Source organism: Streptomyces sp. NPDC040432 (genome assembly GCF_055595445.1).
In genome coordinates this window covers 35,694-62,025 of the sequence record NZ_JBVIVP010000035.1, presented here as the reverse complement: position 1 = coordinate 62,025, position 26,332 = coordinate 35,694, and the positions used below count along the sequence as shown (strand labels likewise).

The following is a 26,332-nucleotide window of genomic DNA, read 5'->3' as shown; positions in this document are numbered from 1 at the left end:
TGTTGTGGGGTGGGGGGGCGAAGGGGGGGGGGGGGGGGGTGGGGGGGAGGAGGGGGGGGAGGAAGGGGGGGGGGGGGGGGGGGCCGCCCCCCCCCCCCCCCCCCCCCCCCCCCGCCGGCGGTCCGCGGGATGTCCTCTCGTCCCCATCCCTTCTTGGAGAGCCCATGGACTCACGCCCGGCGGAGGCCTCCCGAACCGACGGCGCCCTCTCCCCGCTGCGCCTACGCGGCTTCCGTCACCTCGCCATGGGGCAGCTGGTCTCCAGCCTCGGCAACGCCATGTACAAGGTGGCCCAGTCGTGGCTGCTCGTCGCGTCGGCAGGGGGCAACGGGTCCCTGGTCGGGCTGCTCGCCGCGTTCCAGCTCGGACCCCTGCTGCTGTTCGCCGGCCGCGGTGGCCGGATCGCCGACCAATACGGGCGGCGCCGGTTGCTGATCGCCACCCAGAGCACCCACGCCGCGCTGTCCGCGGCGTTCGCCGTCGTGGTCTTCCTCGGCCCGGTGCGGGTCTGGGAGATCTACCTGTTCGCCTTGGCCGCGGGCCTGGTGACCGTGGTCGACAATCCGGCGCGCCAGCGTTTCCTCACCGACCTGGTGGGCGAGACCCGCCTGTCGCGCGCGCTGGGCCTCTACACCGCGCTGCTCAACACCGGTCAGATCCTGGGTCCCCTGATGGCGGGACTCATCGTCGGTTGGGCACATGTCGGCTGGATCTTCGTACTGGACGCGGTGACCTTCACCGGTATGACGGCGGTGTTGCTCACCCTGCCCGACCCGGCCGCGAAGGACAGCGCGACGCCGGCCGGCGCGGGCAGCGGCGGCGGCTTGCGGGTCGCCCTGGCCGAGACGGGACGGGTGCCCAGGCTGGCGGCCGTGGTCCTCGCCTCGGGCGTGGTCGGCTCGATCGGCGTGCAGTTCACGCTGACCAACACCCTGATGGCCACGCGCGCCTTCGGACTCACCGCGACCGGGCTGGCCTCCCTGGCCATGGCGGTGACGGTCGGCTGCCTGCTGGGCGCGCTGGTGGCGGGTCGCGCCGCGAGGCCGTCGCCGCTCACCGTCCTCGCGGCGGCAGCCGCCACCGGCCTGACCGGCGCCGTGTGCGGCCTCGCACCGAACTATCCGGTCTTCGTGGTGCTCCTGGTGCCCGCGGGATTCGCCTCGATGCTGTTCGTCACCTGCTCCGCCGTGCTCCTGCAACTGGGCGCAGCACCCGGAGTGCGCGGCCGTGTGATCGCTTTGCAGACCACGGTGTTCTACGGCAGCGGACTGGTCGGGGCACTCCTGCTCGGCGTCTGCGCCGACCTCTTCGGGCCCCGGGCGGTCCTCGTGGGAGCCGGGGCCGCCACCATGGCCGCCTGCGCGGCGATCGCGGCGCGCTACCGCACCCGGCTGGGCGCGGAGTAGGGCAGCCGGCGGCCAGGGGCGGCGGGCGGTCAGGGGCGGGTTTCGGCGAGGGTCTCGTCGAGCCAGTCCAGGATGCGGGCGATGGACAGGCGCATCGCGCCGGGGTGGCAGTGTGCGCCGGCGCCTTCCTCCGTGGTGAACAGCATCAGGGTCTTCGGGCAGGTCAGGTGTTCGTACAGCTGCTCGGGCTGACCCTTGAAGTACATGTCCTCCTCGGCGTCGCACACGAGGGTCGGGCACTGGATGCGCTCCGCGATGCCGCCGGCGAGGGTGTAGTCGAGGTAGGAGGCGCAGAAGGCGCGGGGGGTTTCGACTCCCATGACGTACATGCCGTGGTTGAGCGCCCAGCGTGCGATCGGGTCGTGTGCCATGGCCTGCTCGAAAGCGGCGTCGAGCTCCGGGGCGGAGGGCGCGCGCAGGAGTCGTTCGGCTTCCTCGCGGGTGCCGGGGACGTTGCGGACGGAGGTCTCGCCGAGGTCGTAGAGACCGTCGACCGCGATCAGCGCGGCCAGCCGGTGCTCGAACGCGGCGGCCCGGGGGGCGAGGACGCCGCCCATGCTGACACCCAGGAGCGCGATGCGGCTGTGGTCGACCCCGGGGAGGGTTTCGGTGAAGTCGACGACCGGGGTGACGACGTTCTCCCAGTCCGGGCGGAAGACCAGGCCTTGGTGGTGGCGCGGTCCGGGCATCCCCGGGCCGTCGAACGCCAACACGTTGTATCCGCGTTCGACGGCGGCGATCGCCCCGAAGAAGTGGAGTTCCTCCGCGGTGCCGTCGAAACCGTTGTGCATGATCAGCGTCGGCCGCGGCGTGCCGGAGTCGTCGACCCGGTAGAAATAGCCGGGCAGGGTGGTGTCCTCGTAGGGGATCTCGACCGGCTCGATGACCGGGGTGAACAGGGCCGCCGCCGCCCGGAAGCAGGCCACCGAACGGTCGTAGGCGTGGTCGTGGCGCGGGTCGCAGTCCTTGCCGTGCAGGAAGAACTCCGCCGACCGGTAGTAGTTCGACGCACGCAGGAAACCGTCCCGCGCGCTGATGCGGTGGCCGGCGGCCAGCGCCTTCTCGGCCGCGCCCGACACACGGTCCGCGGTGGCCATCCACTCGACGTACCAGCTGTCGTAGTCGCCCTCGACGATCCGCTCACCGGTGGAGACGACCTCGCCGAAGTCGGCGCCGCCGTAGGCGATGTGGCTCATCGAGCGCAGGGTCTCGTACCAGAACTGGATGTTGTTCGGGAACAGCAGCTGCTTCATCGGATTCTCCCCTGGTGCGAAGCGACGATCCGCGCTTCTCGGTCGTTGGCGAGCGGGTTCGCTCTGGCCTTCCGCGCCACTTTCGCGGTGCGCTCTCCGGCGTGATCCAAGACTCCGGCCGACCGCTGTCCACCTGCCAGGCCGCACGGGGACGAACGCTGTCCACTGCTGTCCGCGGGTGTCTGCCCCACCGTGTGAGGCGCGGTCGATGCCCCGGGGCGATCCCGGTGCCTCCCACGACGCGACTTCCCCGCGCGCACCCGCATCCGTCGGGCGCGTCGCGGGAGAAGGAAGGGCATCGGCTGATGCATCCGATCCGTTCGAACCGTCCGATCCGGGCCAGGAGGTCATGCGGTGATCAAGGTGGAACGCAGGATCGTCCTCCCCGTCCCCCTGGGCGAGGCCGTCTCCTACCTGGAGGACTTCCGTCGCGCCGAGGAATGGGATCCCGGAACGGTGCGCTGTGTCCGGATCGACGAGGGGCCGGTGCGGCCGGGTGCCGTGTGGCGCAACACCTCGCGCTTCCGCGGACGCACCACCGACGTCACGTACGAGCTTCAGGTCAGGGAGCCGGCACATCTGCGGTTCACCGGTACGAACAAGTCGGTGACGGCGACGGACGACATGCTCTTCGAGGCACTACCGGGCGGAGAAACCCTCTTGAGGTACAGGGCGTCCCTCCGCTTCAAGGGCCTGGCGAAACTGGCGACTCCTTTCCTGAGGGCGGAGTTCGAGGCGCTCGCGGACAAGGTCGCCCACCGTCTCCCGTCCGCTGTCGCGGAACACCGTCACTGAGGTCCGTGGCCCCGGGTACACCTACTGGTAGGAGCGCTGGAATGGTACGGCGTGACGGTTTCCGCAGGCAGCGACCGCTCCCGATCGGCGGTGCGTCCGCCCGCCCGGGCCGGCGGAGCGACCTCACCGACGGCGCCGGCCGATGACCGGCCGGAGCATGGAGGGTGCTCGGATCCTCGTCGTCGGCGCCACGGGCGTTCTCGGCGCTCTCGCCGCCACCGAGCTCACCGCGCGCGGCGCCCTGGTCGCCCTCGCCGGCAGGAACGCCCAGCGGCTCGCCGACCGGGCGGCCCGGCTGGGCGGCCGGCCGGCGCGCCGCATGGACGCGTACGACACGGACGGCTGTGCCGCGCTCGCCCCGTGGGCACACGAGCAGCTGGGCGGTCTGGACGGCGCCCTGGTCACGATCGGAGTGGCGGGTTTCGGGCCGGCACGGGAAGTATCGGACGCGGCGGCAGAGCACATCTTCCAGGTCAACGTTCTGTGTCCGGCCGCGATCCTGCGGTCGGCTGCCACGTACGTGACCGAGGGAGGCTTCCTGGCCGCGGTCACGGGCGCGATCGTGGACACGCCCCTGCGTGGCACCGCCGACTACGCCGCCGCCAAGACAGCACTGAGCTGCTGGCTGGAGGTGCTGACGCGGGAGGTCAGGGGGCAACGGCTCAGGGTGTACGACTTTCGGCCGCCGCACATGGACACCGGGTTCGCCGAGCGCCCCGTGATGGGTCGCGCACCGGCCCTACCTCCGGGGGCGGACCCCGTGGCCGTCGTCACGGCCTTGGTCGACCGACTCGCCACCGCAGGACCCTCGCGCGGGGCCCTCCCTCGCAACGGCCAGGACGGTTCAGGAGGTGCGCATCGGATCTGAAGCCGCCGGCGGTCCGACGTTCGGCCTCCGGCTGCTCCGAGCGGGCCCGGTGGAACAAATTGCGATGCGGCGCCGACAGCGGAGCCGGTCAGACTTGCCGGCATGACTGCGAAGATCACTCGTATCAACCCCGAGCAGCTGCACGGGACGCCCGGCTATCACCACATCACCGTGGTGGAGGCCGGTCGCACGGCATACCTGGCGGGGCAGTGCCCGCTCGATCAAAGTGGTTCCCTGGTCGGTTCCGGTTCGCTCGGGGCGCAGGTCGACCAGGTCGTCGCGAACGCGCTCACCGCCTTGGCCGCCGTTGGAGCCGAGCCGGAACACGTGGTGCGTTCGGTGATCCATGTGCGGAGCGACGACAGGGACGACCTGGGCGCCGCTTGGCATCGGCTGACCGACTCTGCCCTCGGACCGGCGTTCACCACGGCCAGCACGCTGTTGGGCGTTGCGCAGCTCGGCTTCACGGGGCAGCTCATCGAAGTGGACCTCACCGTGGCGCTGCCCGACTGAGCCTCTGGACGATGGTCCGAGCCTGACGTTCAGCGTCCGCGAAGGCATCCGACGGGCGGCATCGGCGGGCACACGAAAAAAGTCCCGCCGGCTTCCCCGAGGAAGTCGGCGGGACTCGGTGGAGCGCTGGGCAGGCCTTGCACCTGCATCCCCCCACGGGAAGTGGGGTGTCTTTCCTTGGACCACCAACGCGAGAGACCTGCACACCCGGTTCCGGGCGGCGAGCTCAAGATCAATGGTACGCCATGATCCCACCGGCCCCCGCCCGCCCCGGTCCCACCGACCGTGTCGGTCAGGGGCGGGGCCGGTCGGCCCGGAGCAGGGCGGGCGGAGGTGGTGGTGGGTCAGGCGTCGGCCCGCGTCATGGCGGTGATCATCTCTGCCAGGACGGTGCGGCGGTCCTCCCCGGGCAGGGGCCGCAGGGGGCGGGCCAGGCGGGTGCTGTCGTAGTGCCAGCGGTGGTCGAGGTCCTGCGGTACCGCGTCGGTCTCCCGGAGGTCCGCCCGGGTGCCGAGCAGGTCCGTGAGGTCCCGGGCCAGGTCGTGCCAGGAGACGTGGCCGCTGCACGCGTTGGCGACTCCGTGGACGGGCCGGCCCAGGCACTCCGCCACGGCGCGGGCCAGCGCGGCCGCGTGCACCCAGGCCGCCCCGTACCAGGGGTGCCCGCCCGTGCCGGGTCGGGGCAGGTCGAGGGGCCGGCCGTGCTCGGCGGCCTGGTAGAGCGTCCCGAGGGCGCCCCAGCGCAGCTGTTCGCGGAGCCGGTCGTGGGCGCCCCAGACGATCGGCGACCGCACGGCGCTGGCGCCGCCGCGTCCTTCCGTCCCGGCGGCGCGGAGCAGCAGGTCCTCGCAGGCGAGCTTGGCGCGTCCGTACGGGCTGATGGGGTCGTGGGGTGCCGATTCCTCGACGACCCGGGCCGTCGTGGGGTGGCCGTAGGCATCGACGCTGCTGACGAAGACGAACGGTCCGCGCCGCCAGGCGTCGACCATCGTCTCCATCGCCGCCAGGTCGACGTCGTGCCGGGTGAAGGTGCAGGCGGCGTGGACGACGGCGTCGGCCTGCGCGACGGCGTCCCGCAGGCCGGCCAGGTCGGTGAGGTCGCCCTCGATCACGTCGACGCCGTCGGCGGCGATCAGATGGGCGGACTCGGGCCGGGCCAGTGCCAGCACGGGGCGCCCCTGCGCGACGAGTTCACGTACGACGAACGCGCCGACACCGCCCGTGGCTCCGGTGACCAGTACCGTGCCCGGACGGACGTCCCGGGAGCGGGCGGCGGGCCGGCTCGCGGTCCTCGCGGCGACCTGCTGTGCCGCGCGTCCGTCGAGGAGCGCGGTCAGCGCCCGCGGGGTGCGGGCCTGGAGCACGTCGAGACCGGTGAGGGGCAGCCCGAGGTCCGTGCGCAGCCGTTCGGCGAGCTGTACGGCCTTCAGGGAGTGGCCGCCGAGCGCGAAGAAGTCCTCGTCCGGCGACGGCGACGGGCTGAGGCCGAGCACGGCGGCGAAGGCGTCCGTGACCGACCGGGCGCGGGCGCCGGAGGGGGCGTCCGGTGCGGACGGCCGTCCGGGCAGCCGGGCGTGGTCCGCCGGTCCGGCGGCCGTGCGCGGCAGTTCGTCGAGCAGGGTGACCGCGGCGGGGACGTCCTCGGGGGCGAGCGTGCGGCGCAGCAGGCCGAGGAGTTCGTGGCCGGACGGGCCGGCGCTGTCGTTCAGTACGGCGTAGGCCACGGCCGGTCCCCCCTCGGACTCGACCACCGCGGCGTCGGCGACCATCGGGTGGGCGCTCAGGGCCCGGGCGGCCGGGTGGCGGGCACCGGCCGGGGAGACCTCGTGCGGGGTGCTGCCGTCGGGGAACGGCAGGGAGCCCGGGTCGAGTTCCGGGTCGGCCGCCACCGCGTCGAGCAGGGCCGCGTAGTCCCGTACGGCTGCCTCCGCCGCGGCGTCGTCCAGGGCGCCGGCGTCGTACTGGACGAGGGCCCGGGGCCGGTCCGGGTCGCCCAGGTCCAGGCCGTAGGAGAGGTTGAACTTCGCGCCGTCGGAGGGGAGGTCGACGTATTCGGCCGTCGTGCCGGGGAGCCGCAGCACCGTCGGTTCGCCGAGGACGTCGGAGGTGACGCGGACCAGTGCGGTGCCGTCGGCGCCGCGCGCGCCGGCGCCGAGGCGTTCGAGGACCAGGTCGAAGGGGACGTGGCGGTACTGCTGGGCTTCGAGGAGCGCGTCGCCCACCCGGCGCAGCAACCGGGTGAAGGACGGCCGGCCGGAGAGGTCCACCCGGACGGGCAGGGTGTTGACGCACAGGCCGACCAGGCCGCGCATGGCGCTTCCGCTGCGGTGGGTGCCGGCCACGCCGATGACGAGGTCGTCGTCGCCCGTGAGGCGGTGCAGGGCGGCGAAGGCCGCGGTGAGCGACACCGCGAAGAGGGTGGCCTGCCGCTGGGCGCCCAGTGTCCGCAGGGCATCGGGCACGGTGGGCGCGAGCGGCACGGTGCGTACGGTTGCGGGGCGCCCGGGGGTGTGCGGCGCGGGCGCCGCCGCGGGCCGGGGCAGGCGCGGCGGGGCCGCGTCGGCCAGGAGTGCGCTCCAGCGTTCCAGGTCCCGCTCGGCGCCGGGCAGCCCGTCGTGCTCGCGGCGCGCGTGGTCGGCGTACCGGGGTGCCGCGGCGAGGGTGCGCCGGGGCGTGCCGCCGGTGACGGCCGTGTAGAGGTCGGCGAGTTCGCCGGCGACGGTCTCCAAGGAGGCTCCGTCCACGGCGATGTGGTGGAACGTGAGCAGCAGGGTGTGGTCATGCGGGGTGTGGCGCAGGACGAGCGCCCGGACGGCCTCGCCGGCCGCGAGGTCGAACGGTCGGGCCGTCTCGCGCCGCAGCAGGCTCGTGGCCTGCGCCTCGTCGGTGTCGAAGACGTGTACGGGGACCGTCCGCGGGGTCGGGAGCACTTCCTGGCAGGGTTCGCCGTCGTGCTCGGTGTAGCGGGTGCGCAGGATGGTGTGCCGGGCCACCAGGGAGGTGAGGGCGGTGGCGAACGCGGCCACGTCGAACGGGCCGCGCACCCGGGTGGCGAACGGTACGTGGTACGAGTCGCCCGTGCCGCCGAGCCGTTCCATCAGCCACATGCGCCGTTGCGCGCGGGAGAGGGGGGCGCACTCGGGGTGCGGTGCGCCGTCGGGTCGGGGTGTTCGGGCCTCCTGCGGGGTGCTCGTGCCCCGGGTGGTGCCGGCCCGGGCGCGGCGGAGCAGTTCCCGCTGGAGCTGCTGTCGGCTGTCGTGGCTCGCGGAGTCGGCGTCAGTGGACATCGCTGTGCTCCGGGGTGTCGGGGTGGAGGTCCGCGTGGGCGGCCAGGAGGGCGGTTTCGACGAGTGCGGCCTGTGCGGCGACGGTCGGCGCGGCGAAGAACTCGGCGAGGGTGATCTCCACGCCGAGTTCCTCGCGCAGGTCCTCGGTGACGACGAGGGCGAGGAGGGAGTGGCCGCCGACGAGGAGGAACTCGGCGTCGGGATGGGTCACTTCGGTGCCCAGGGCTTGGCTCCACACCTCGGCGACGGCCTGCTCCAGGGGGGTCATCGGCGGCGCCGGCTCGCCTGCGGGGCGGCCTTCGGCGGCGTGTGCGTGTGCGGTGAGGGCGCCCCGGTCGACCTTGCCGGCCGGGGTGAGGGGGAGCCGGTCCAGGACGGTCACGGCGTCGGGTACGAGGTGGGCGGGCAGGACGGAGGTGAGCCGTTCGCGGAGCGTCGCGGCGGAGGGTACGGGGCCGGGCGCGGCGACGACGAACGCGACGAGGCGCGCTTCGGTGGTGCCGGCGCCGTCGACGGTGACGGCGGCGTCGTCCACGTCGGGCTGTTCGCGCAGGGCGTGCTCGACCTCGGCGGGTTCGATGCGGAATCCGCGGACCTTCACCTGGTCGTCGTTGCGGCCGTGGAACTGGAGGTTGCCGTCGGGGCGGAGGGAGACGATGTCGCCCGTGCGGTAGCGCCGCGCGCCGGTGGCGGGGTGTTCGACGAACCGTTCCGCGGTGAGTTCGGGCAGGCCGGTGTATCCGTGGGCGAGCCTGCTGCCGCCTATCCACAGTTCGCCCCGGTCGCCGTCGGCCACCGGGTGGCCGTCGGCGTCCAGGACGTGCGCCGTGGCGCCGCTGATGGGCCTGCCGATCGGGATCGCCCCGGCGCAATCCTGTGCGGTGACCCGGTGGGCGGTCGCGAAGGTGGTCGTCTCGGTCGGCCCGTAGCCGTTGACGAGCTCAAGCCAGGGGAAGGCGGTGAGGACCTCGCGGGCCGGTGCGGCGGCCATCGCCTCGCCGCCCACGACGACCGAGCGGAGCTGCGCGAAGACGCGGGAGCGGCGCGCGGCGAGCTGGTGGAAGAGGGCCGTGGTGAAGAACGCCACGGTCACGCAGTGCCGTTCGACGTGCCGGGCGAGGTCCTCCAGGGTGGGCCGCTGTTCGGTGCAGACGACGACGGCGGCGCCGTTGGCGAGCGCGGCCCAGACTTCGAACGTCGAGGCGTCGAAGGTCATGGGCGAGTGGAACAGGACGCGGTCGCGGCCGGTGATGGTCACGTAGTCGGGTGCCGTGACCAGCTCGGCGATGGCCCGGTGCGGCACGAGGACGCCCTTGGGGCGGCCGGTGGAGCCGGAGGTGAACATGATGAACGCCGGGCCGTCCGGGTCCGAGTCGTCGAACGGCCGGCCGTCCGTGAGCGGTTCCTCGGGCAGGGCGAGGACGGGGCCGGGGAGGGCGGTGGCGTCCAGCAGTTTCGCGTCGCCGACGGTGAGGGTCACCTCCGCGTCGGCGATCATCGCCTCGGTACGGGGGCGGGGCTGCGCGGGGTCGAGCGGTACGCACACGGCTCCGGCCAGCCACAGGCCGAGCTGGGCCACGACCGTGCGGGCCGACCGTGCCGTCAGCAGCGCCACCCGGTCGCCGCGGGTCACGTCGTGCTCGCGCAGGTGGGCGGCGAGGGCGTGGCCGGCCCGGAGGAGCCGGCCGTAGGTGAGGGTGGTGTCGCCGTCGACGACGGCCAGGGCGTCGGGGGTGAGGGCGGCGTGCCGTGCGACGAGCGCGGGCAGGGCCGCGCCGTCCCGGGCGACGTGCTGCTGGTCGAGGGGCATCGGGAGGATGAGGGTCATGTCAGGCTCCTGCCGGCTGCGGGGTCCGGCGCTGGTCGAGGAGGGCGGCGAAGGCGCGCAGGTCCGTGCTGCGGAGCAGTTCGGAGGCGCGCAGGCGCACTCCGGTCTCGCGTTCGAGGGTGGCCAGCAGCCGTGCGGCGACGATGGAGGTGCCGCCGATGTCGGTGAAGTTGTCGCCGAGGACGACGGTGTGCCGGCCGAGGAGGTCGCGTACGGTCTCCAGCACGAGCCGCTCGGCGTCGCCGGCGTCGGCGTCGGCATCCGTGCCGGCGGGCCCGTCCGCGGTGGCGGTTCCGGGCGCCGGTACCCGGGCGGCGAGGGCGGGCCGGTCGACCTTGCCGTTGGCGTCGAGCGGGAACCCGTCGACGATCCGTACGGTGCCGGGGACGGCCTGTTCGGGCAGCCAGGCACGGACCGCGTCGAGGAGTTCCCCGGTGTCCGGTGCGGTGTCGTCGGCCGGCCGCAGGTGTGCGACGAGACTGCCGTGGCCGGAGCTGTCGCGCAGTACGGTGACGACGGCGCCGCGCACCCGAGGGTCCTGCTCGAAGGCGGCTTCCACCTCGGCGAGTTCGATCCGCACTCCGCTGATCTTCACCTGGTCGTCGAGGCGGCCGAGGAAGTCCAGGCTGCCGTCGGCGTTCATCCGTACCCGGTCGCCGGTGCGGTAGAGGCGGTCGACGGACGACAGCTCCGGCTGCTGCGGCGGTGCCGTGAACCGGCGTGCGGTGAGTTCGGGGTCGAGGTAGCCGAGGGCCAGGCAGTGGCCGCCGACGCGCAGTTCACCGTCCTGCCCGCGGGGGACGGGCCGGCCGTCGTCGTCGGTGACGACGAGGGTCACGCCGGGCAGCGCGGTGCCGATGGGCGGCGGGGCCTGCTCGCCGGCCTCCGGGTCGGTGTGGCGCATGGTGTGGATGGTCGTGACGACGGTGGCTTCCGCGGGGCCGTAGGCGTTGTGGACGGTGGCGGTGACGTCGGTGCCGGGCCGGCGGCGCATGCGGTCGCCGCCGACGACCAGGTGGCGGAGCGCGAGGTCCTGCGGCCAGGGACGGTCCAGGAGCGGTTCGACGGTCGGGGTGGCGGCGACGGCGTGCGTGAGGGCGCGGTCGCGCCACCAGTCGGTGAGGACGCGCGAGTCCCAGCGGGTGTCGTCCGGCGCGGGGACGAGTGCGGCTCCCGAGGTCAGCCCGGCCCAGAGCTCCAGCAGGTGCGGGTCGAACGCGACGCCGATGAGCAGGGACTGGCGGTCGCCCGGTGCCAGGCCGGTCTCGGCCCGGTACCAGTCGAGGGCGACGGAGAGGGAACTCTCGGCGACGGCGACCGCCTTGGGGCGGCCGGTGGAGCCGGAGGTGAGGACGGCGTACAGGGCGTTGCCGGGTGCGCGCCGGGTGCCGCGGTCGGAGTCGGTGAAGGCCGCGACGGCGGCGGCGGGGGCGTTGACCCCGTCGGTGGGCAGCGGCAGCGGGAGGTGCTCTCCGTCGCGGTGTCCCGCGGGCAGGACTCCGGGGTCGCCGATGAGGCAGGCGACGTCGAGGTCCTCGGTGACGGCCTGGGTGCGGCGTTCGCCGGGGCGGGGGCCCAGCGGCAGGTAGACCGCGCCGATCCGGGCGAGTGCCACGGCGGTCACCACCAGGGCGGTGGACCGGTCGAGGCAGACGCCGACCAGGTCGCCGGGGCGCACCCGGTCGCGCAGGGCGGCGGCGACCTGCTCGGCCGCCGCGTCGAGGTCCTGGTACGTCCAGGTACGGGCGCTGTCGATCACGGCCGGGGCCTGCGGGGCGAGCCGGGTCCAGTCCTCGAAGCGGGCGAGCACGCCGGTCGGTTCGGCGGCGGGCCCGTGGGCGACGCTGACCGCAGCGGTGGCGTCGAGGAACGTGGCGGGGGCGGTCGGGGGCTGGGTCATCACGACTCCGTGGAAAGGGCGGTGGCGGCGAGGGCTTCGGCCTGGTCGGCGAGGACGGGGTTGCGGAAGAGCACCCGCAGCGGCGGGCGCGTGCCCAGCCGGGGCTCCAGCCAGGCGGCCAGCTCGGCGGCCAGCAGGGAGTGGCCCCCGCTGTGGAAGAAGTGGGAGCGGGCGTCGATCCGGCCGTGGCCGAGCACCTTGCTCCAGCCCTCGGTGAGCAGCGCCGTCATCGGGTCGTCGGATACGGCGGTGGCGGCGGGCGTGGTCCCGGCGCCGTCACCGGTTCCGGCGTCGGCCCCGGCAACGGCATCGATCCCGGTTCCGGCCGTGGTGTCGTTCGCGTGGGCGTGGTCGCCGGAGTCGAGTTCCGCGGCCCGGCGGGACAGGGCCGTGCGGTCGGGCTTGCCGCCGGCGAGGGTCGGCATGGTGTCGAGCGAGGCCCATCGGGCGGGCACGAGGGGGCCGGGCAGGCGGCGGCCCAGCTCGGCGTGGAGCGCCTTCTCGTCGAAGTCGACGCCGTCGGGGCCGTCTTCGAGGAAGCCGACGAGTCGCGGGCCGCCGGGGCCTTCGCGGTCGAGGACGACGGCGCAGGAGCGGCCGCCCAGCACCGCGGAGGCCGCGGCCTCGATCTCCTCCAGTTCGATGCGGTGACCGCGCAGCTTGATCTGGTTGTCGCGGCGCCCGAGGAAGTAGAGCAGGCCGTCCAGGCCGCGGTAGCCGAGGTCGCCGGTGAGGTAGACGCGCTGCCCGTCGAGTGCGTCGACGGTGACGAAGCGGGCGGCGGTCACCGCCTCGTTGCCCGCGTAGCCCTCGGCGAGGCCGGGTCCGGCGACGGCGAGTTCACCGACCGCGCCGGTCGGCAGCGGACGGTGGTGGGCGTCGAGCACGTGGATCCGCTCGCCCGGGAGTTCGGTGCCCAGCGGGATCTCGGCGCCCTCGACGAGGGCGTCGCGGGAGATCTCGTGGACGGTCGAGCTGATGGCCGCCTCCGTGACGCCGTACGCGTTGAGGACGGTGGCGTCGGTGTCGGCGAGGACGCCGCGCAGTGCCTCCACGGGGAGGCGCTCGCCGCCGAGGACCAGGAGCCGGGGGGTCCAGCCCCCGTCCCGCAGGGCGGGCCGCAGGTCCTCGCGGGTGGCGAGGAAGTAGCTGGTGGGCAGGTTGGCGACGGTGACGCGGGCGGCGGCCAGCAGTGCGGTGAGCTCGGCTCCGGTGGGCACCTCGTGCTCGGGCAGGACCAGGCACGCGCCGGCGTGGAGGGCGGGCAGCACCTCTTCCAGCGCGACGTCGAAGGACGGCTGGGCGAACATCAGGACCCGGTCGGAGGTGATGAGGCCGAACCGGTCGGCGGCGGCCGTCATGTGGTGCACGAGGGCGTCGGGGCCCACGGCGACGGACTTGGGGGTGCCGGTGGAGCCGGAGGTGTGGATGACGTACGCGGTGCCGGGAAGGAAGGCGCCGTCGCGTGCCGGCGGCAGGACCGGGGCGTCGATCCGGGCGGTCGGCAGTGCGTCGGGCAGGGCCGGGGTGGCGTCACCGGTGAGGACGAGCGCCGGGTCGAGCCGCTCCAGCAGCAGGGCGAGCCGGGCCGGCGGGTCGGACGGGGACAGCGGGCAGTACACGGCGCCGGTGCGCAGGCAGGCGAGCAGGGCGACGACGGAGTCGGTTCCGCGGGGCAGGACCACGGCCACCGGCCGGCCGGGCGTGACGCCCGCGGCCTTCAGCCGCTCGGCGAGCGAGGCGACGCGGGCGTCGAGTTCGCCGTAGGTCAGCCGGCGGGCGCCGCAGAGCAGGGCCGGCAGCGACGGGTGGTGCGCGGCCACGGGGTCCAGCGGATCGCGGTCGGCCGGGACGGGCACGGGGTCGGCGGCCGGCTCCACGGGGGCGGGATCGAGATCGGCGAGCGGGCTCGCGGGGGTGTCGAGGTAGGCGCGCAGCAGGTCCAGGAAGCGGCCGGAGAGCAGCCGTGCGACGTCCTCGCCGAAGAGGTCCATGTCGTAGTCCCAGACGAGGGTCATGCCGGGGGCGCCGTGGCGGGTGGTGACGCCGCGCCGGTCGTCCGGGAGGAGGACCACGTCGAGGTCGAAGCGGGTGGTGCCGGTGTTGAAGCCCTCGAAGAGGGTGATGTCGAGGCCGGGTACGTCGATCTCGGGCAGGGGCGCGTCGTGGGCGCTGAACATGACGGAGAAGAGCGGGTTGTCGGCGCCGGAGGTGTGCATGCCCAGTGCCCGGGTCAGTTCCTGGACCGGTACGTCCTGGTGCGGCAGGGCCCGGATGAGGGTGTCGGTGATCTCGTCCATGGTGTCCTGGGCGGGGACGGCGGCGTCCAAGGCCAAGGGCAGCGGGATGGTGTTGACGAACATGCCGACGGCGTCCTCGTAGCCGAGGGGGCGGTTGCCGACGGCGGTGCCGATGACCATGCGGGAGCGTCCGCTGTGCCGGCGCAGGAGTTCCGCGAACAGGCCGAGGAGCGTGGAGAAGGGGGTGAGGCCGCGGGTGCGGGCGTGGCCGCGCAGTCGTTCGGCGAGGTCGGCGCCGATGGTCTGGCGGAGTTGTCCGCCGCGGTGCCTGCGGCGGGCGCCGGGGCGCGTCAGGCCGGGCAGCGGCAGGTCGTGCTGCCGGTCGCGCAGTTCTGCGCGCCAGAAGTCGAGCGATTCGGGGACGTAGGCGCCCTCGACGCGTTCCTGGACGTGGTCCGCGTACGAGGAGGCGGCCGGGAGTTCCAGGGTCTCGCCGAGGACGTGGGCGCGGTAGACGCGGAAGACGTCGTCGAGCAGGATCGCGAAGGAGTGGCCGTCGTGGATCAGGTGGTGCTCGACGTGGACCAGCCGGTGGTGGCGCTCGGCCAGCCGTACGAGGGTCCAGCGGATCAGTGGCGCCTCGAAGGTGTCGAGGGGGGTCTCGGCCTCGGTGCGCAGGAGGCGGGCGAACGCCGCCTCGGTGTCCTCCTCCGTGCTGAGGTCGACGGTGTGCAGCCTCGGCACGCAGTGCTCCGCGACCCGCTGTTGCGGAACGGGAGCGGTGGAGGCGACCAGTTCGAGCCGCAGGCCGGCGTGGCGGGCCAGGGTGGCGGCGAGTCCGCGGCGCAGGGCCTCGGCGTCGAGCGTGCCCCACAGGTCCAGCGAGGCGGTGAAGTTGTAGGCGCGGCTGCCGGGCTGCATTTGCTCGTGCAGCCAGACGATCTCCTGCGAGGAGGAGAGGGGAAGCATGGGCGATCCCTGAGGTTGTCGGGTCGGTCTTCGGTACCGGTCACGGTCGTGTCCGGCTTTCGTACGGGCGGCGCCGCGGGTCGCGCGGTGCCGTTGCCCTTCGGGACGTGCGGGGATGCTGTGGGGGGAGCGCGTGGGGCACGGCCCGGCGGTGCGGGCGCGTGCCGTGCTGCCGGGTCGGTCCCGGGGGCTGCGGGGGCGTGAGGGGCGACGCGGGGCGTCTGCGGCCGTGGCGGGCCGCGGTGGCGGGGGCCGGATGCGGTCCCCGGCACACGGTCAGGGGCGCAGCGCGTGGGTGAGCGCGGCGAACGCCCGGTTCGCGGTCTCGTCGTCGAGTACCGCCCGGTCCCACACCATCCGCAGCCGGGTCTCCGCGCCCTGGGTGACGGACACGGCGAAGGGGCCGCGGACGGGTCGGCCGTCGACGTGGACCTCTCGTCCCTCGACGCCGGCCAGGGTGAGGGGTGGGCGACGGCTGTCGTCGTCCACGGTGAGCAGTCCGTCCAGGCCTCCGGTCCAGCCCGAGCCGGTGGCCCGTACGGCGTTCACGACCGCGTCGAAGGGGATGTCGGCGCGGTCGAGGTCGTCCCACCACGCGTCGGCGGTGGCCTCGGTGCCGGGTCCGTGGCCGGTGTCGGCGGGGAAGACGAGGGTGTTGAGGAAGCAGCCGATGACCGGCTCCGCTCCGGCGGGGCGGCCACCCCACGGGTAGCCGAGCGGGACCGTGCGGTCCGGGCCGTACAGCTCGCGGGCGGCGGAGCGGCAGGCGTCGAGCAGCCCGGGGAAGGAGACTCCGCCGTCGGGCGCGGGCAGCAGGGCCTGTGCGGCGCCGCTGGAGGGTGCCCCTTCGGGTCCCGGTGCGGGACGGGGTGTCGGGGTCGGGGCGGTGGCGTGGGTGTGCAGGGTGCGCAGCCGGTCCGCCCAGTACGCGGCCGCCGCGGGCGTCTCGCCCTTTTCCTCGGCGGCGAGTTGCCGCAGGACCGCGTCCTCGTAGGCGGCGAGTTCGGCTGTCGTCTCTCCCGCCGCGGTGGCGGGGTCGGTGGCTTCTTCGCCGTAGGCGGCGCCGAGTTCGTCGACGATCCGCGCCAGCGAGCGTCCGTCGCAGACGGCGTGGTCCAGGGCGATGGCGAGGACGTCCTGCGCGCGTTCCTCGTCGTGCACGAGGAACAGTCGCATGGTGGGGCCCTGCGGATCCCAGGAGGCGAGTGCGCGGCGGAGCGCGGCGACCGCCGGCTCGCCCGGGGCGGTGTCGGGCCGGGTGACGCGGATGTCCGCGTCCTCGGGTGCGGCGACGCGCAGTACGGGGGTGCCCCGGAGGACGCCGGGCCGCGAGCGCAGGACGGTGTGTCGGGCGGCGAGCCTGCGGGCCGCCGCCCCCAGGCGTTCGGGGTCGATGGTTCCGGAGGGGAACGCGAAGAACATGGGCACCACGTCGGGGCGGCCCGTCGGGTCCAGCGAACGCACCAGCAGGAAGCGGCGCTGGGCTCCGGTGACGGGCAGCAGGGCTTCGGGCCGGTCGGCGGCCAGACGCCGGTATCGGGTCAGGTACTGACTCGTGATGCTGAGCACGGGGTCCTCTTGGTCGTGGCCGGGTTCGGCCGCGCGGGGTGGGGCGGTGGAGTCGGTGGGCGGTGGTCAGCCGGCGGGTGCGGGGGCGGGCCGTTCGTCCTCGTCGGCGTTGGCCGGGTCCGTGCCCTGCGGTGTTCCGTCGGCGCCGGTTTCGTCGTGCGGACCGGGGAGGTCCCGCATCCGGCGCAGCGGGGAGAGCAGCAGCGGCAGGGGGACGGCGAGGATGCCGACGGCGCACCAGAGGAGGGCCGTGCGCGATCCGTAGGTCTGGGCGAGGGCGCCGCCGATGAGCGCGCCGATGGGCAGGGTGCCCCACATGAGGAAGCGCAGGGTGGCGTTCATCCGGCCCAGCAGGCGGGGCGGGCACATCCCTTGGCGGAAGCTGACCTGGGCGACGTTGTAGACGACGGCCCCGAAGGAGACGACCGCCGATCCGGTGGCGAAGAGGACCGCCCCGGAGAGACCGTGCGCGGACAGGGGCCACAGCAGTGCGAACGGGCCGGTCACCAGGAGCGACAGGAGGATGACCCGGGCCTGTCCCAGCCGTGCGGCGAGGCGCCCGGCGCACAGGGCACCGAGGAGCCCGCCGACGGCCGACGCGGACAGCACCAGCCCGAGCCCGCCGGCCTGCAGTCCGACGGTGCGGACGAGATGGACGGTCTGCGTGGCCATGAGGACGGCCGTCCAGAGGTTGGCGAGACCGGTGGTGAGGGCGATGACGCGCAGCAGGGGGTGGCCGAAGACGAAGCGGACCCCCTCGCTGATCTCCTTGCGCAACGAGGCGCCGGGCGCGGCGGGTTCGGGTGCTTCCTCGGCCCGCTCGATCCGATGGAGGAAGAGGGCGGAGAGCAGGTAGCCGAGGGCGTCGACGACGACGGCGAACTGTGCCCCGACGAGTTGGACGAGGCCGCCGCCGACGCCGGGACCGCTGACGTGGGCGGTGGAACGGACGGTCTCCAACGCGCCGTTGCCCGCGACGAGCTGGTCGCGGGGCAGGATCTGGGGCAGGTAGCTCTGGTGGGCGACGTCGAAGAACACGGTGGCCACGCCGGTCACGAGCGCGACGGCGTACAGCTGGGCCATGGTCAGGACGTCGGCGAGCGCGGCCGCCGGGATGCTCACCATGGCCGCGGCGCGCACCAGGTCGGCCCGGATCATCAGGGGCCGTTTGCGCATGCGGTCGGTGAGTGCTCCGGCGGGCAGGCCGACGAGCAGGAAGGCGGCCGTCTCCGCCGCGGTCAGCAGGCCCACCTGGAAGGCGGGGGCGTCGAGCACGAGGACGGCGACGAGGGGCAGTGCCACCAGGGTCACTTGGGCACCGAACTGTCCGGTGGCGGCTCCCGCGAGCAGCAGTCGGAAGTCACGCGAGCGCATGGGGCCACGGGTGTCACCCGGGGCGGCGCGGTTTGTGTCGGACATGTGAACGACATTCACTGATCGATCGCGCAACAGTCAAAGCAAACCTGTCAGTTTCGGACTTGTTTTGCGGCGTCACGGACACAGCTCGGGAAATCTTTCGCACTACCAGGGGTATGGCCACGTAAATTCCGGCGGACCGCCGAGGTGACGCGAGGGTGGCGGAGCAAGGGGGGACAGGGGGATGCGAGGGCGCCGAGCGGCGATCCTTACCGTAAGTAACCGGATCGATCCTGGCCGAAAAGGCTCATTCGTAATCATGTCCTTGCGGAAGCCAGCATTCCGTCCGCTATGAACGCAGCCCGCCGTGGTCCGCGGGACGCCCCTGGCAGGAGTGCGTCGCGAAGCCGGCGCAGTACGCCGCCCGGGAGCACGCACGTGCGGACCGGCTGCCGGGGCGCGGCGCCGCCGGAACCACGAGGCCCCCATTCGGGTCGTTGTGCCGGAGGCTGCCGACCGACACCGCGAGGAGGGGGAAGCAGTGCCTCTGATCCACGAGCCGCGATCAGAGGAGAACAACCGATGAAGAGGTCGACACCGGTGGTTGTTGCGACGGCCGCAGCATCCGTGGCACTCCTCATGGCCGCGACGGGACCCGACGTCGCGGCGCTCCCCCGGTCAGCGCCGTCCTGGTCGCCGACGGCCGGAGCGGACACCTACGCCTTCGCAGCCGGCGTCCCCGGCCGGACGGCAACACAGACCTTCACCCTCACCAACACCGCGGACCGCGCGAACGGGCCGACGTCCGTCTCCCTGACGGCCGTCCTCGCGGCCGGCGGAGGAAGGCCCGGGGTGCGCCAGGCCCTTGCGCCGCGCGGCTCCGGGCGATCGGCGCGGCACGTGTACTGGAGCAACTTCACGACCGGAACGGTCGGCCGCGCCCGGGTGAACGGGACGAAGGCCACCCAGAGCCTCGTCACAGGTGCCTCGAACCCCGCAGGCATGGCAGCCGGCACCTCGGCGATCTACTGGGCCAACAACGGCTCCGACACGATCGGCCGCGCAGGACTCGACGGCCGGCACGCCGACCAGAGCTTCATCACGGGTGCCTCGGGCCCGCGGGGCGTGGCGGTCGACGCGCACCACGTCTACTGGACCAACGGCGGCACCAACACCATCGGCCGGGCGGACCGCGACGGGCGGCACGTCAACCAGAACTTCATCGTCGCGACCCCCGGCCCCTTCGGCGTGGCGGTCGACGCGCACCACATCTACTGGTCCAACGCCGGCTCCGACACGATCGGCCGGGCCGGGCTCGACGGGCAGGACGTCGACCAGGCCTTCATCACGGGGGCCTCGGGCCCCCGGGGCGTGGCGGTCGACGCCCACCACATCTACTGGACCAACAGTTCCACCCACACCATCGGCCGGGCTGACCGTGACGGAGGGAACGTCGACCAGAACTTCATCGTCGGCGCCTCCGGCCCCGCCAACGTGGCGGTCGACGCCGGGCACGTCTACTGGGCCAACGCCTTCTCCGACTCCATCGGCCGGGCGGAACTCGACGGACAGGGCGTCGACCAGACCTTCATCACGGGCGCCTCGGGCCCCCGAGGGGTGGCGGTCGCCCCGGGCAGAACCCACGACTGAGAGAACCAGCGGGCGCACACGAGGGCTGGGCCGCCGGGCACCGACACACCGTCTCCTGACGGAGAGGGGAACGGGCCGGTGTCGGACGAGGAGGGCGGCACGCGACTGCCGGCGATGGCCGGCCCCCTCACACCGCCCTGCCGGTGGTCGTCCTCGCCCGCCGGCCGAAGGCGGGGAGGGCGTGGCGTGACGTCCTCCCCGCCCGGACCGGTCCCGGGCCCCGGCGCCGTGGTGGGTCAGGTCACCGCTCGGTCAGGCGCGGCGTGCGCGGCGGGACCGTGCGCCGGCTGCCCGTGGCCTCGAAGGCCGCGGCGAGGGTCAGCAGGGCGTTGTCGTCGTAGGCGCGGCCCGCGAAGGTCAGCCCGACGGGCATGCCGGTGTCCGTCATGGTTCCCATGGGCACGGTCACGGTCGGGATGCCGAGGTGGCGGGGGACCAGGTTGCCGTTCGCGACCCAGACCCCGTTGCGCCAGCCGAGGTCGGCGGACGCGACGTTCACGTCCATGTCGGCGGGGCCCACGTCGGCGACCGCGGGGAAGACCACCGCGTCCAGGCCCAGGCCGTCCATCCACTCCTCCAGGTCGATCCGGCGCGTTTCCTCCAGGCCGCGGAGCCCCTCCTCCAGGTGCGGCATGTCGGAGAGGGAGGCGTAGGGGCGCTCGCGCACGATGCGCGGGTAGTCGCCGATCGTGTCGTCGAAGCCGTCGTAGCGGTCGGGCAGTTCGCCGTCCTGCTTGGGCCAGATGTGCTCCCCGTCCACCTCGGCCAGGCCGGGGAGCTTCGGGTCGCCGTTGGCGCGCAGGAAGTCGTCCCAGGCCCAGGCGGACAGGTCCTCGATCTCGAAGGTGAGGAAGTCCCGGGCGACGAGTCCGCGGGTGTACACGGAGGGGGCGCCGGGGCGGTCGGACTCGTAGTTCGTCACCACGGGGAAGTCGACCTCGACGACCTCGGCGCCCGCGTCCCGGAGGTCACGGCGGGCGGCTTCCCACAGGGTGATCACCGAGGGGCGGGTGTCGATGCGCCGGCCGGTCTGGCCGCCGATGCCGCCGTCGGGGTGCGTTCCGGCGTCGGGGTCGGCGTTGATGTACATGCGGGGCACGCCGACCCGCTTGCCGGCGAGGGCCCGGCCTGCGGCGGGGGCGTCGCCGGGTGCCAGGGCCGGGTAGGAGGCGGGCCGTACCTGCGAGGCCGGGGGCAGCGCGAGCCACGGCTGGGCGCGCCACAGGTCCCCGCGGGTGTGCGGGTCGTCGACGACGATCACGTCGAGGAGTTCGAGGAGGTCGGCCATGGTGCGGGTGTGCGGGACGACCACGTCCATGGTCGGTACCAGCGGCCAGTTGCCGCGGACGGAGATCACGCCGCGGCTGGGGGTGTAGGCGCACAGCGCGTTGTTCGAGGCGGGCGCGCGGCCCGAGGACCAGGTCTCCTCACCGAGGCCGAACGCGCCGAAGGAGGCCGCGGTCGCCGTGCCGGAGCCGTTGGAGGAGCCCGAGCCGTAGGCGCTGGTGAGCCAGTCGGCGCTGTACGGGCTCTCCGCTCGGCCGTACACACCGCGCTGCATTCCGCCGTTCGCCATCGGCGGCATGTTGGTCAGGCCGATGAGGACGGCCCCACCCTCGCGCAGACGTTCGATCGCGAAGGCGTCCCGTTGCGCGACGAGGTGCTCGAAGGCGGGCGAGCCGGACGCCGCCGTGAGCCCCTTCGCGAGGTAGCTGTCCTTCGCGGTGTACGGGATGCCGTCCAGCGGCCCCAAGGTCCGGCCGTGGGCGCGGCGGGCGTCGGAGGCCTCGGCTTCCGCGCGGGCGTGGGGGTTCATCACGACCATCGCGTTCAGGGCGGTGGCCGTGTCCGGCCGGTCGTACGCGGCGATCCGCGCGAGGTAGGCGTCGAGCAGGCCGACCGAGGTCGTCTCGCCCTTCTCCAGCGCTGCGCGCAGGTCGGCGATACAGGTCTCGACGACATCGAATGCAGACGTCATGAGGGTGTCTCCCGGGGGTGAGTGGGACAGGCGGGCCGCCGGCAGCCGGGGCGACCGCGCACACCGGCCGTCACACACCCCATCGCTCTGACTAGATTTTCAGTCTAGACTGAGAATCTAGATTTTGGGAACCTAGACTTCGGGTCTGGATTTCCGGAACCGAAAGTGAGCTCATGCCGACGTCAGAGACCGGGCCCTCGCCCTCCGACCGCCACCCGTCACGGGACGGCGGGACCGGGTCGGCGGACGCCGAGGCCGGCGCCGCATCCCGGGCCCCGGCCGATACCGAGGCGGGCGCCGCCCTCCGGGCGCCGATCGACCGCAGGCGTCAGTCCAGCGGGGACGAGGCGCGGGGGCGGGCGATGCGGGCCGCCATCAGCGTGATCGCCGAGAAGGGCACGGCCGGCCTGCGGATGTCGGACATCGCCGAGCGGGCCGGGATGAGCACCGGGCACATCCTCTACCACTTCGGGAAGAAGGACCGGCTCCTGCTCGAAGTCCTCGCATGGAGTCAGGCGGACCTCTGGACCCGCTTCCGGGAGGCCGCCGACCAGGCCGCTTCGCCCGCCGAGAAGCTGGCCCTGTTCGTCCGCTTCTACCTGCCCCGCGACCAGGGCGACGAACGCTACGCGCTGTGGACCCGGGTACTGACCCAGCACCACGACGAAGCGGGCCGACGCGTCCTCACCGAGTTGCTGGACGGCTGGGACGAACGCCTGGAAGCCATCCTCCGCGAAGGCCGGGACCTCGGACACTTCGCCGACGTGGACCTTCCCGAGTTCACCATCCGGGCCGTGGCCATGCTCAGCGGACTCTCCGAGGACGTGATGTTCGGGCGGTCCCGCTGGCAGCACACCTCCGTGCACGCGTTCGCCCTCGCCGCGCTGGAACGCGAACTGCGCCCCACCGACCGGTAGGGCACCCGGTACGGCGACCGTCGTCGCCGTGGGCCGCTGATCGAGTCGGTCCGCGCGGTGCCGCGCGTCAGGGCTCGCAGCCCCGGATGTCGTCCGGGCAGCCCCGCACGTCCGGTGGTTCGAGGGTGCTGAGGTTCCACACGATGAGGCCGCTCGGCGGGTCGGTCTCGATCGGAGGGACCTTGGCGGTGACGGGCGGGCCGGCAGGGACGTTCACCCGTACGACTTGCCGGTGTCCGCAGCGGACTTGGAAAGTCCGGATGATTCCGCCGCGCGTGAGGGTCAGGGTGATGGACGGTACGCCCTGGGTGTCGCAGGCCACGTCGAAGCGGTAGGGCTTGTCGCCGGGGGTATCGAGGGTCTGGTCCATCCCGGAGGCGACGAACTTGGACGCCTCGGCGATGAGGGTGGTGTCGGCGTCGTCGGCGTCCAACGTTCGTTGGACCCGCTGGAGGGCGTCGTCGGGTTCCCACTCCCGGGGCCTGCTGCCGCCGTCCTGGGTGCAGGCCGTGGCGAGGGCCGCAGTGGCCGTCAGAGCAACGAGGGCACGGATCGTCCGCACGGCGGCGTCCTGGAGGGGAGAGCCCGGGGCCCGCCCGGGGCCGGCGGGGCTCCGGGTGTCGTGCGGGTGGATGGCGGCGGGGCGTACGGCGGTGCCGCGGACCGACTCCCTCGTCCCCGGCACGGAATCGCGGGCGCGGGCGGTCACCAGTTCTGCCACACGGGGGCGGGAAAGCGGGGTGCGCGCCGCTTGCGCGCTTCGATCCCGAGGAACAGGGCCCCCGAGGCGAGGGTCGCGAGGAACGACACCAACATGGCCAGTACCAGCATGACGTTGGCGGGTTCACCCAGGCCGAGCCACAGGGCCGCAGTGGCGATCGCCAGGGCCACCAGCGAAAGAATTCTCGCGGTGAGCGACAGGTTGCCGCTCACCGCGACGAAGGCGTAGCCGATGACCAGACCCGGCGCGACGGCCGCCACGACGCCCAGGAGCATGAAGACGAGCAAGGCGATGATCATGTCGTACCGACCCCCGGATCTCACGGCCCACTCGTACCGCGGGCACACGGATCGACGTCCCCCGGGCCGGCAGGCCTTTCCGCGCGCCATGCTGCCAGATTTTCTGAACACGTTCAATCCAACTGATGGACCACGCACGTCGGCCGACACGGGGCGCGCCCGGGCACGGTGGAGTGGACGGCGACCGCGCCCGTCCACCGCGCAGTGGACACCGGGCGCGCCCGGGTGAGGACGGTCACCGGGCGACACCCGCCCCCTCCTACGGCGCGGTGACCCTCACCGGTTCGGTGTCGGCCCCGCTGTGGCGCTCGGCCCAGTTCTCCAGGGCAGTGCGGCAGGCGTGGTCGACGTGGTGCAGTCCGGACAGGTCCAGTTCCACGGGACGGTTCTGGGGCAGTGCCTCCAAGGTGTCGAGGATCTTCGGGAGCCGCAGGAACGTCGCGTTGCCCGACAGGAACGCCCGGACGGGACCGGCGCCCTTGTCGATGACCTCCAGCTTGACGTGGGAGGCCTGCCAGGCCGTCTTGGCGATCGAGAGTGCCAGACCGATCAGCACGCCCTCGAACATGTTGACCGTGACGATCGCGACGGCCGTGACGACGAGGATCAGCGCCTCACCGCGGTACGCCCTCCACAACCCCACGACTTGCCGGAACGGAATCAGTTTCCACCCGACGTGCAGCAGGATCCCGGCGAGGGCGGGCAGCGGGATCAGCTCCAGGACGGACGGCAGGAGCGCGGCGAACAACAACAGCCATACACCGTGCAGTACGCGCGACGCCTTGGTCCTGGCGCCCGCCTGGACGTTCGCCGAGCTCCGTACGATCACGGCGGTCATGGGCAGCGCGCCGAGCAGCCCGCACACGGTGTTGCCCGCGCCCTGCGCCATGAGTTCCTTGTCGTAGTCGGTGCGCGGCCCGTCGTGCATCCGGTCCACGGCCGCCGCGCTGAACAGGCTTTCCGCGGAAGCGATCAACGCGAACGCGAGGATCGTGCCGAGTACGGCGGGCCGGGCCAACCCGCCGAATGCGTCGGCGCCCGGCAGTTGGATCGTCCCGAGCAGGCCACGTACCTCCACCGTGGCGACCGGGAGGTCGAACACGAGCGAGGCGAGTGTGGCCAGGAGCACCGCCGCCAGCGCGCCCGGCAGGGCTCGGGCGCGTTTCGGCATCCGTTTCCACAGCACCATCACCGCGATGGTGGCCGCGCCCAGGCCGAGCGAGGTGAGGGCCGTGGTGCTGCCGACTGCACGGACGAGCGCGTCGGGCAGCCCCACGATCTTGTCGATGCCGGACGCCGGCGCCTTGAGGCCCGCCGCCGCGTACAGCTGGCCCGCGATGATCACGAGCCCGATGCCGGCCAGCATGCCCTCGACCACCGAGACCGAGATGGCCCGGAACCAGCGCCCCAGTTTGAGGACGCCCATGAGGATCTGGAGCAGCCCGGCGGCCAGCACGATCACGCCGAGCGCGGCCAGTCCGAAGGCGCGGACGGCCTCGAAGACGAGCACCGTCAGCCCGGCGGCCGGGCCGGACACCTGCAGGCTGCTGCCCGGCATGAGACCGACGACGATGCCGCCCACGATGCCGGTGATCAGGCCGAGTTCGGCCGGAACGCCGGAGGCCACGGCCACACCGACGCACAGGGGCAGCGCGACGAGGAAGACGACGAAGGAGGCGGCGAGGTCGTGCTTGAGGTGGGGGATCTTGATCGCAGCGTTCATGGGGCCGCTCACAGGGCCTGGAAGGAATCGGTGTCCGCGCGGTGCGCGAGCACCGCGCCGGTGTGCACTTCGTAGTACCAGCCGCGCACCCTGAGACGGCCCTCGGCCAGCCCCTTCTCCACACAGGGGTACGAGCGCAGGCGCAGCAGTTGGGCGAGGACGTGGTGCTGTACGGAGGCGGCGGCGGCCGGGTCGTCCGGGTCGGCCGACACCGGTCGGGTCGCGGCGTACGCGAGCCAGTCCCGAACGGCGGGGACGGGGTCGAGGTCGTCCCCGCGCACCAGGGCGCCGACGGCACCGCAGTGGGAGTGGCCGCAGACGACGATGTCCTGGACGCCGAGGACCTCCACGGCGTACTCGATGGTCGCGGCCTCCGAGGTGGGCCGCTCGGGGGTGTGGGGCGGGACGATGTTGCCGGCCGTACGCAGCTCGAACAGTTGGCCGGGGGCTGCGCCGGTGATCAGTGCGGGCACAACCCGGGAGTCGGAGCAGGAGATGAACAGGACTTGGGGGAACTGGCCTTCGGCGAGTTTGGCGAACTCCTCAGGGCGCTGTCCGAAGGTACGGGCGTTGTCGATGAGGGGCTGCATACGTGGTCATTCCTCCTGGCGCGCCGGCACGGCGCGTCGGACGGGCAGGATGGGGGGCACCACTTCTTCGCTGTGAACAGCAGCAGAACGGGAGTGCGTCCGGGCCGGGGCCGGTGTGTGCCGGGGGGGGGTCTACCGGCCCGTCGGGGCAGCGGTCACCGTGACCGGCGCCGCCACTCGACGTCTTTCCGGATGACTCAGTTCCGGACCGGCCTTCGGCCGCGAAGCGAGGGGTATCGTGCGCATGTGCGAATGCCGTCGCTCGCACCGGGACGGGACGGGGAGCGCGACGGCGACGCGACGCACGGATGCCGTCCCGGCCGTCACACCTGCCAACATCCAGCCCTCCCGCAATCTTGACACCCCTTGGACACACCAAGAGGCGGTCAATGGTTGGTCAAGAAACAAGTTAGCTCAATGACGTTGTTTGCAGGGTTAACGCGGCATGTCCGACCGAAGAGAGACCGAAA

General features: G+C 73.3%; 18 protein-coding genes. 6 read left to right on the top strand and 12 right to left on the bottom strand.

The window, feature by feature from the left end; translation table 11 throughout:
• Positions 1 to 164 precede the first annotated feature (164 nt).
• Positions 165 to 1,406, top strand: coding sequence for an MFS transporter (locus ACZ58N_RS37005; RefSeq protein WP_471169432.1), 1,242 nt, complete (start codon positions 165 to 167; stop codon positions 1,404 to 1,406).
• Between the two features lie 29 nt (positions 1,407 to 1,435).
• On the opposite strand, the gene ACZ58N_RS37000 is transcribed toward ACZ58N_RS37005, so the two are convergent.
• The gene (locus ACZ58N_RS37000; RefSeq protein ID WP_471169429.1) at positions 1,436 to 2,659 is read right to left on the bottom strand and encodes an alpha/beta hydrolase family protein; all 1,224 of its coding nucleotides are present in this window, start codon (positions 2,657 to 2,659) and stop codon (positions 1,436 to 1,438) included.
• A 354-nt stretch (positions 2,660 to 3,013) separates the two neighbouring features.
• On the opposite strand from ACZ58N_RS37000, the gene ACZ58N_RS36995 reads away from it, so the two are divergent.
• The 3 genes from ACZ58N_RS36995 (at position 3,014) to ACZ58N_RS36985 (ending at position 4,835) form a co-directional block, all read left to right on the top strand.
• On the top strand, positions 3,014 to 3,454 hold the full coding sequence (locus tag ACZ58N_RS36995; protein ID WP_471169426.1) for an SRPBCC family protein: 441 nt from the start codon (positions 3,014 to 3,016) through the stop codon (positions 3,452 to 3,454).
• Between the two features lie 142 nt (positions 3,455 to 3,596).
• Positions 3,597 to 4,322 (top strand): SDR family NAD(P)-dependent oxidoreductase, encoded by a 726-nt coding sequence (locus ACZ58N_RS36990; protein ID WP_471169423.1) that lies wholly within the window; start codon positions 3,597 to 3,599, stop codon positions 4,320 to 4,322.
• A 102-nt stretch (positions 4,323 to 4,424) separates the two neighbouring features.
• Positions 4,425 to 4,835, top strand: a complete 411-nt coding sequence (locus ACZ58N_RS36985) for a RidA family protein (RefSeq protein WP_471169420.1) — start codon at positions 4,425 to 4,427, stop codon at positions 4,833 to 4,835.
• A gap of 344 nt (positions 4,836 to 5,179) precedes the next feature.
• On the opposite strand, the gene ACZ58N_RS36980 is transcribed toward ACZ58N_RS36985, so the two are convergent.
• The 6 genes from ACZ58N_RS36980 to ACZ58N_RS36955 all read right to left on the bottom strand — a co-directional run bounded on the left by ACZ58N_RS36980 (position 5,180) and on the right by ACZ58N_RS36955 (position 18,047).
• Positions 5,180 to 8,122: a condensation domain-containing protein gene (locus tag ACZ58N_RS36980; protein ID WP_471169417.1), complete on the bottom strand. Its 2,943-nt coding sequence runs from the start codon at positions 8,120 to 8,122 to the stop codon at positions 5,180 to 5,182.
• Complete coding sequence (locus tag ACZ58N_RS36975; protein WP_471169415.1) at positions 8,112 to 9,950, bottom strand: non-ribosomal peptide synthetase; 1,839 nt, start codon at positions 9,948 to 9,950, stop codon at positions 8,112 to 8,114. Before ACZ58N_RS36975 ends, ACZ58N_RS36980 begins: the two co-directional genes overlap by 11 nt.
• A gap of 1 nt (position 9,951) precedes the next feature.
• Positions 9,952 to 11,850: a non-ribosomal peptide synthetase gene (locus tag ACZ58N_RS36970; RefSeq protein ID WP_471169412.1), complete on the bottom strand. Its 1,899-nt coding sequence runs from the start codon at positions 11,848 to 11,850 to the stop codon at positions 9,952 to 9,954.
• A complete protein-coding gene (locus ACZ58N_RS36965; RefSeq protein ID WP_471169410.1) occupies positions 11,850 to 15,059 on the bottom strand; it encodes a non-ribosomal peptide synthetase in 3,210 nt (1,069 codons plus the stop codon). Before ACZ58N_RS36965 ends, ACZ58N_RS36970 begins: the two co-directional genes overlap by 1 nt.
• Before the next feature lie 276 nt (positions 15,060 to 15,335).
• Complete coding sequence (locus tag ACZ58N_RS36960; protein ID WP_471169407.1) at positions 15,336 to 16,628, bottom strand: condensation domain-containing protein; 1,293 nt, start codon at positions 16,626 to 16,628, stop codon at positions 15,336 to 15,338.
• Between the two features lie 66 nt (positions 16,629 to 16,694).
• On the bottom strand, positions 16,695 to 18,047 hold the full coding sequence (locus ACZ58N_RS36955; RefSeq protein WP_471169404.1) for an MFS transporter: 1,353 nt from the start codon (positions 18,045 to 18,047) through the stop codon (positions 16,695 to 16,697).
• A 519-nt stretch (positions 18,048 to 18,566) separates the two neighbouring features.
• Between ACZ58N_RS36955 and ACZ58N_RS36950 the strand changes: the two genes are divergently transcribed.
• The gene (locus ACZ58N_RS36950) at positions 18,567 to 19,634 is read left to right on the top strand and encodes a hypothetical protein (protein ID WP_471169403.1); all 1,068 of its coding nucleotides are present in this window, start codon (positions 18,567 to 18,569) and stop codon (positions 19,632 to 19,634) included.
• 241 nt (positions 19,635 to 19,875) lie between these two features.
• Here the strand turns inward: ACZ58N_RS36950 and ACZ58N_RS36945 are convergent, their stop codons facing one another.
• Positions 19,876 to 21,612 (bottom strand): amidase, encoded by a 1,737-nt coding sequence (locus tag ACZ58N_RS36945; protein WP_471169400.1) that lies wholly within the window; start codon positions 21,610 to 21,612, stop codon positions 19,876 to 19,878.
• Positions 21,613 to 21,785: 173 nt separating this feature from the next.
• Between ACZ58N_RS36945 and ACZ58N_RS36940 the strand changes: the two genes are divergently transcribed.
• The gene (locus tag ACZ58N_RS36940) at positions 21,786 to 22,529 is read left to right on the top strand and encodes a TetR/AcrR family transcriptional regulator (protein WP_471169398.1); all 744 of its coding nucleotides are present in this window, start codon (positions 21,786 to 21,788) and stop codon (positions 22,527 to 22,529) included.
• Positions 22,530 to 22,596: 67 nt separating this feature from the next.
• Here ACZ58N_RS36940 and ACZ58N_RS36935 read toward each other — a convergent pair whose 3' ends face one another.
• The 4 genes from ACZ58N_RS36935 to ACZ58N_RS36920 form a co-directional block, all read right to left on the bottom strand.
• Complete coding sequence (locus tag ACZ58N_RS36935) at positions 22,597 to 23,250, bottom strand: hypothetical protein (protein ID WP_471169395.1); 654 nt, start codon at positions 23,248 to 23,250, stop codon at positions 22,597 to 22,599.
• Positions 23,235 to 23,549, bottom strand: a complete 315-nt coding sequence (locus ACZ58N_RS36930) for a hypothetical protein (RefSeq protein WP_471169393.1) — start codon at positions 23,547 to 23,549, stop codon at positions 23,235 to 23,237. Before ACZ58N_RS36930 ends, ACZ58N_RS36935 begins: the two co-directional genes overlap by 16 nt.
• Positions 23,550 to 23,808: 259 nt before the next feature.
• Positions 23,809 to 25,272, bottom strand: a complete 1,464-nt coding sequence (locus ACZ58N_RS36925; protein WP_471169390.1) for a SulP family inorganic anion transporter — start codon at positions 25,270 to 25,272, stop codon at positions 23,809 to 23,811.
• Positions 25,273 to 25,280: 8 nt separating this feature from the next.
• Positions 25,281 to 25,862: a carbonic anhydrase gene (locus ACZ58N_RS36920; RefSeq protein WP_471169388.1), complete on the bottom strand. Its 582-nt coding sequence runs from the start codon at positions 25,860 to 25,862 to the stop codon at positions 25,281 to 25,283.
• Between the last annotated feature and the right edge of the window lie 470 nt (positions 25,863 to 26,332).

What these genes read in the sequence shown, in the direction of transcription:
- ACZ58N_RS37005 (WP_471169432.1), top strand. Translation starts at nt 165, where the DNA reads ATGGACTCACGCCCGGCGGAGGCCTCCCGAACCGACGGCGCCCTCTCC.
- ACZ58N_RS37000 (WP_471169429.1), bottom strand. Translation starts at nt 2,659, where the DNA reads ATGAAGCAGCTGCTGTTCCCGAACAACATCCAGTTCTGGTACGAGACC.
- ACZ58N_RS36990 (WP_471169423.1), top strand. Translation starts at nt 3,597, where the DNA reads ATGACCGGCCGGAGCATGGAGGGTGCTCGGATCCTCGTCGTCGGCGCC.
- ACZ58N_RS36985 (WP_471169420.1), top strand. Translation starts at nt 4,425, where the DNA reads ATGACTGCGAAGATCACTCGTATCAACCCCGAGCAGCTGCACGGGACG.
- ACZ58N_RS36980 (WP_471169417.1), bottom strand. Translation starts at nt 8,122, where the DNA reads ATGTCCACTGACGCCGACTCCGCGAGCCACGACAGCCGACAGCAGCTC.
- ACZ58N_RS36975 (WP_471169415.1), bottom strand. Translation starts at nt 9,950, where the DNA reads ATGACCCTCATCCTCCCGATGCCCCTCGACCAGCAGCACGTCGCCCGG.
- ACZ58N_RS36970 (WP_471169412.1), bottom strand. Translation starts at nt 11,850, where the DNA reads ATGACCCAGCCCCCGACCGCCCCCGCCACGTTCCTCGACGCCACCGCT.
- ACZ58N_RS36965 (WP_471169410.1), bottom strand. Translation starts at nt 15,059, where the DNA reads ATGCTTCCCCTCTCCTCCTCGCAGGAGATCGTCTGGCTGCACGAGCAA.
- ACZ58N_RS36955 (WP_471169404.1), bottom strand. Translation starts at nt 18,047, where the DNA reads ATGTCCGACACAAACCGCGCCGCCCCGGGTGACACCCGTGGCCCCATG.
- ACZ58N_RS36950 (WP_471169403.1), top strand. Translation starts at nt 18,567, where the DNA reads ATGAAGAGGTCGACACCGGTGGTTGTTGCGACGGCCGCAGCATCCGTG.
- ACZ58N_RS36945 (WP_471169400.1), bottom strand. Translation starts at nt 21,612, where the DNA reads ATGACGTCTGCATTCGATGTCGTCGAGACCTGTATCGCCGACCTGCGC.
- ACZ58N_RS36940 (WP_471169398.1), top strand. Translation starts at nt 21,786, where the DNA reads ATGCCGACGTCAGAGACCGGGCCCTCGCCCTCCGACCGCCACCCGTCA.
- ACZ58N_RS36930 (WP_471169393.1), bottom strand. Translation starts at nt 23,549, where the DNA reads ATGATCATCGCCTTGCTCGTCTTCATGCTCCTGGGCGTCGTGGCGGCC.
- ACZ58N_RS36925 (WP_471169390.1), bottom strand. Translation starts at nt 25,272, where the DNA reads ATGAACGCTGCGATCAAGATCCCCCACCTCAAGCACGACCTCGCCGCC.
- ACZ58N_RS36920 (WP_471169388.1), bottom strand. Translation starts at nt 25,862, where the DNA reads ATGCAGCCCCTCATCGACAACGCCCGTACCTTCGGACAGCGCCCTGAG.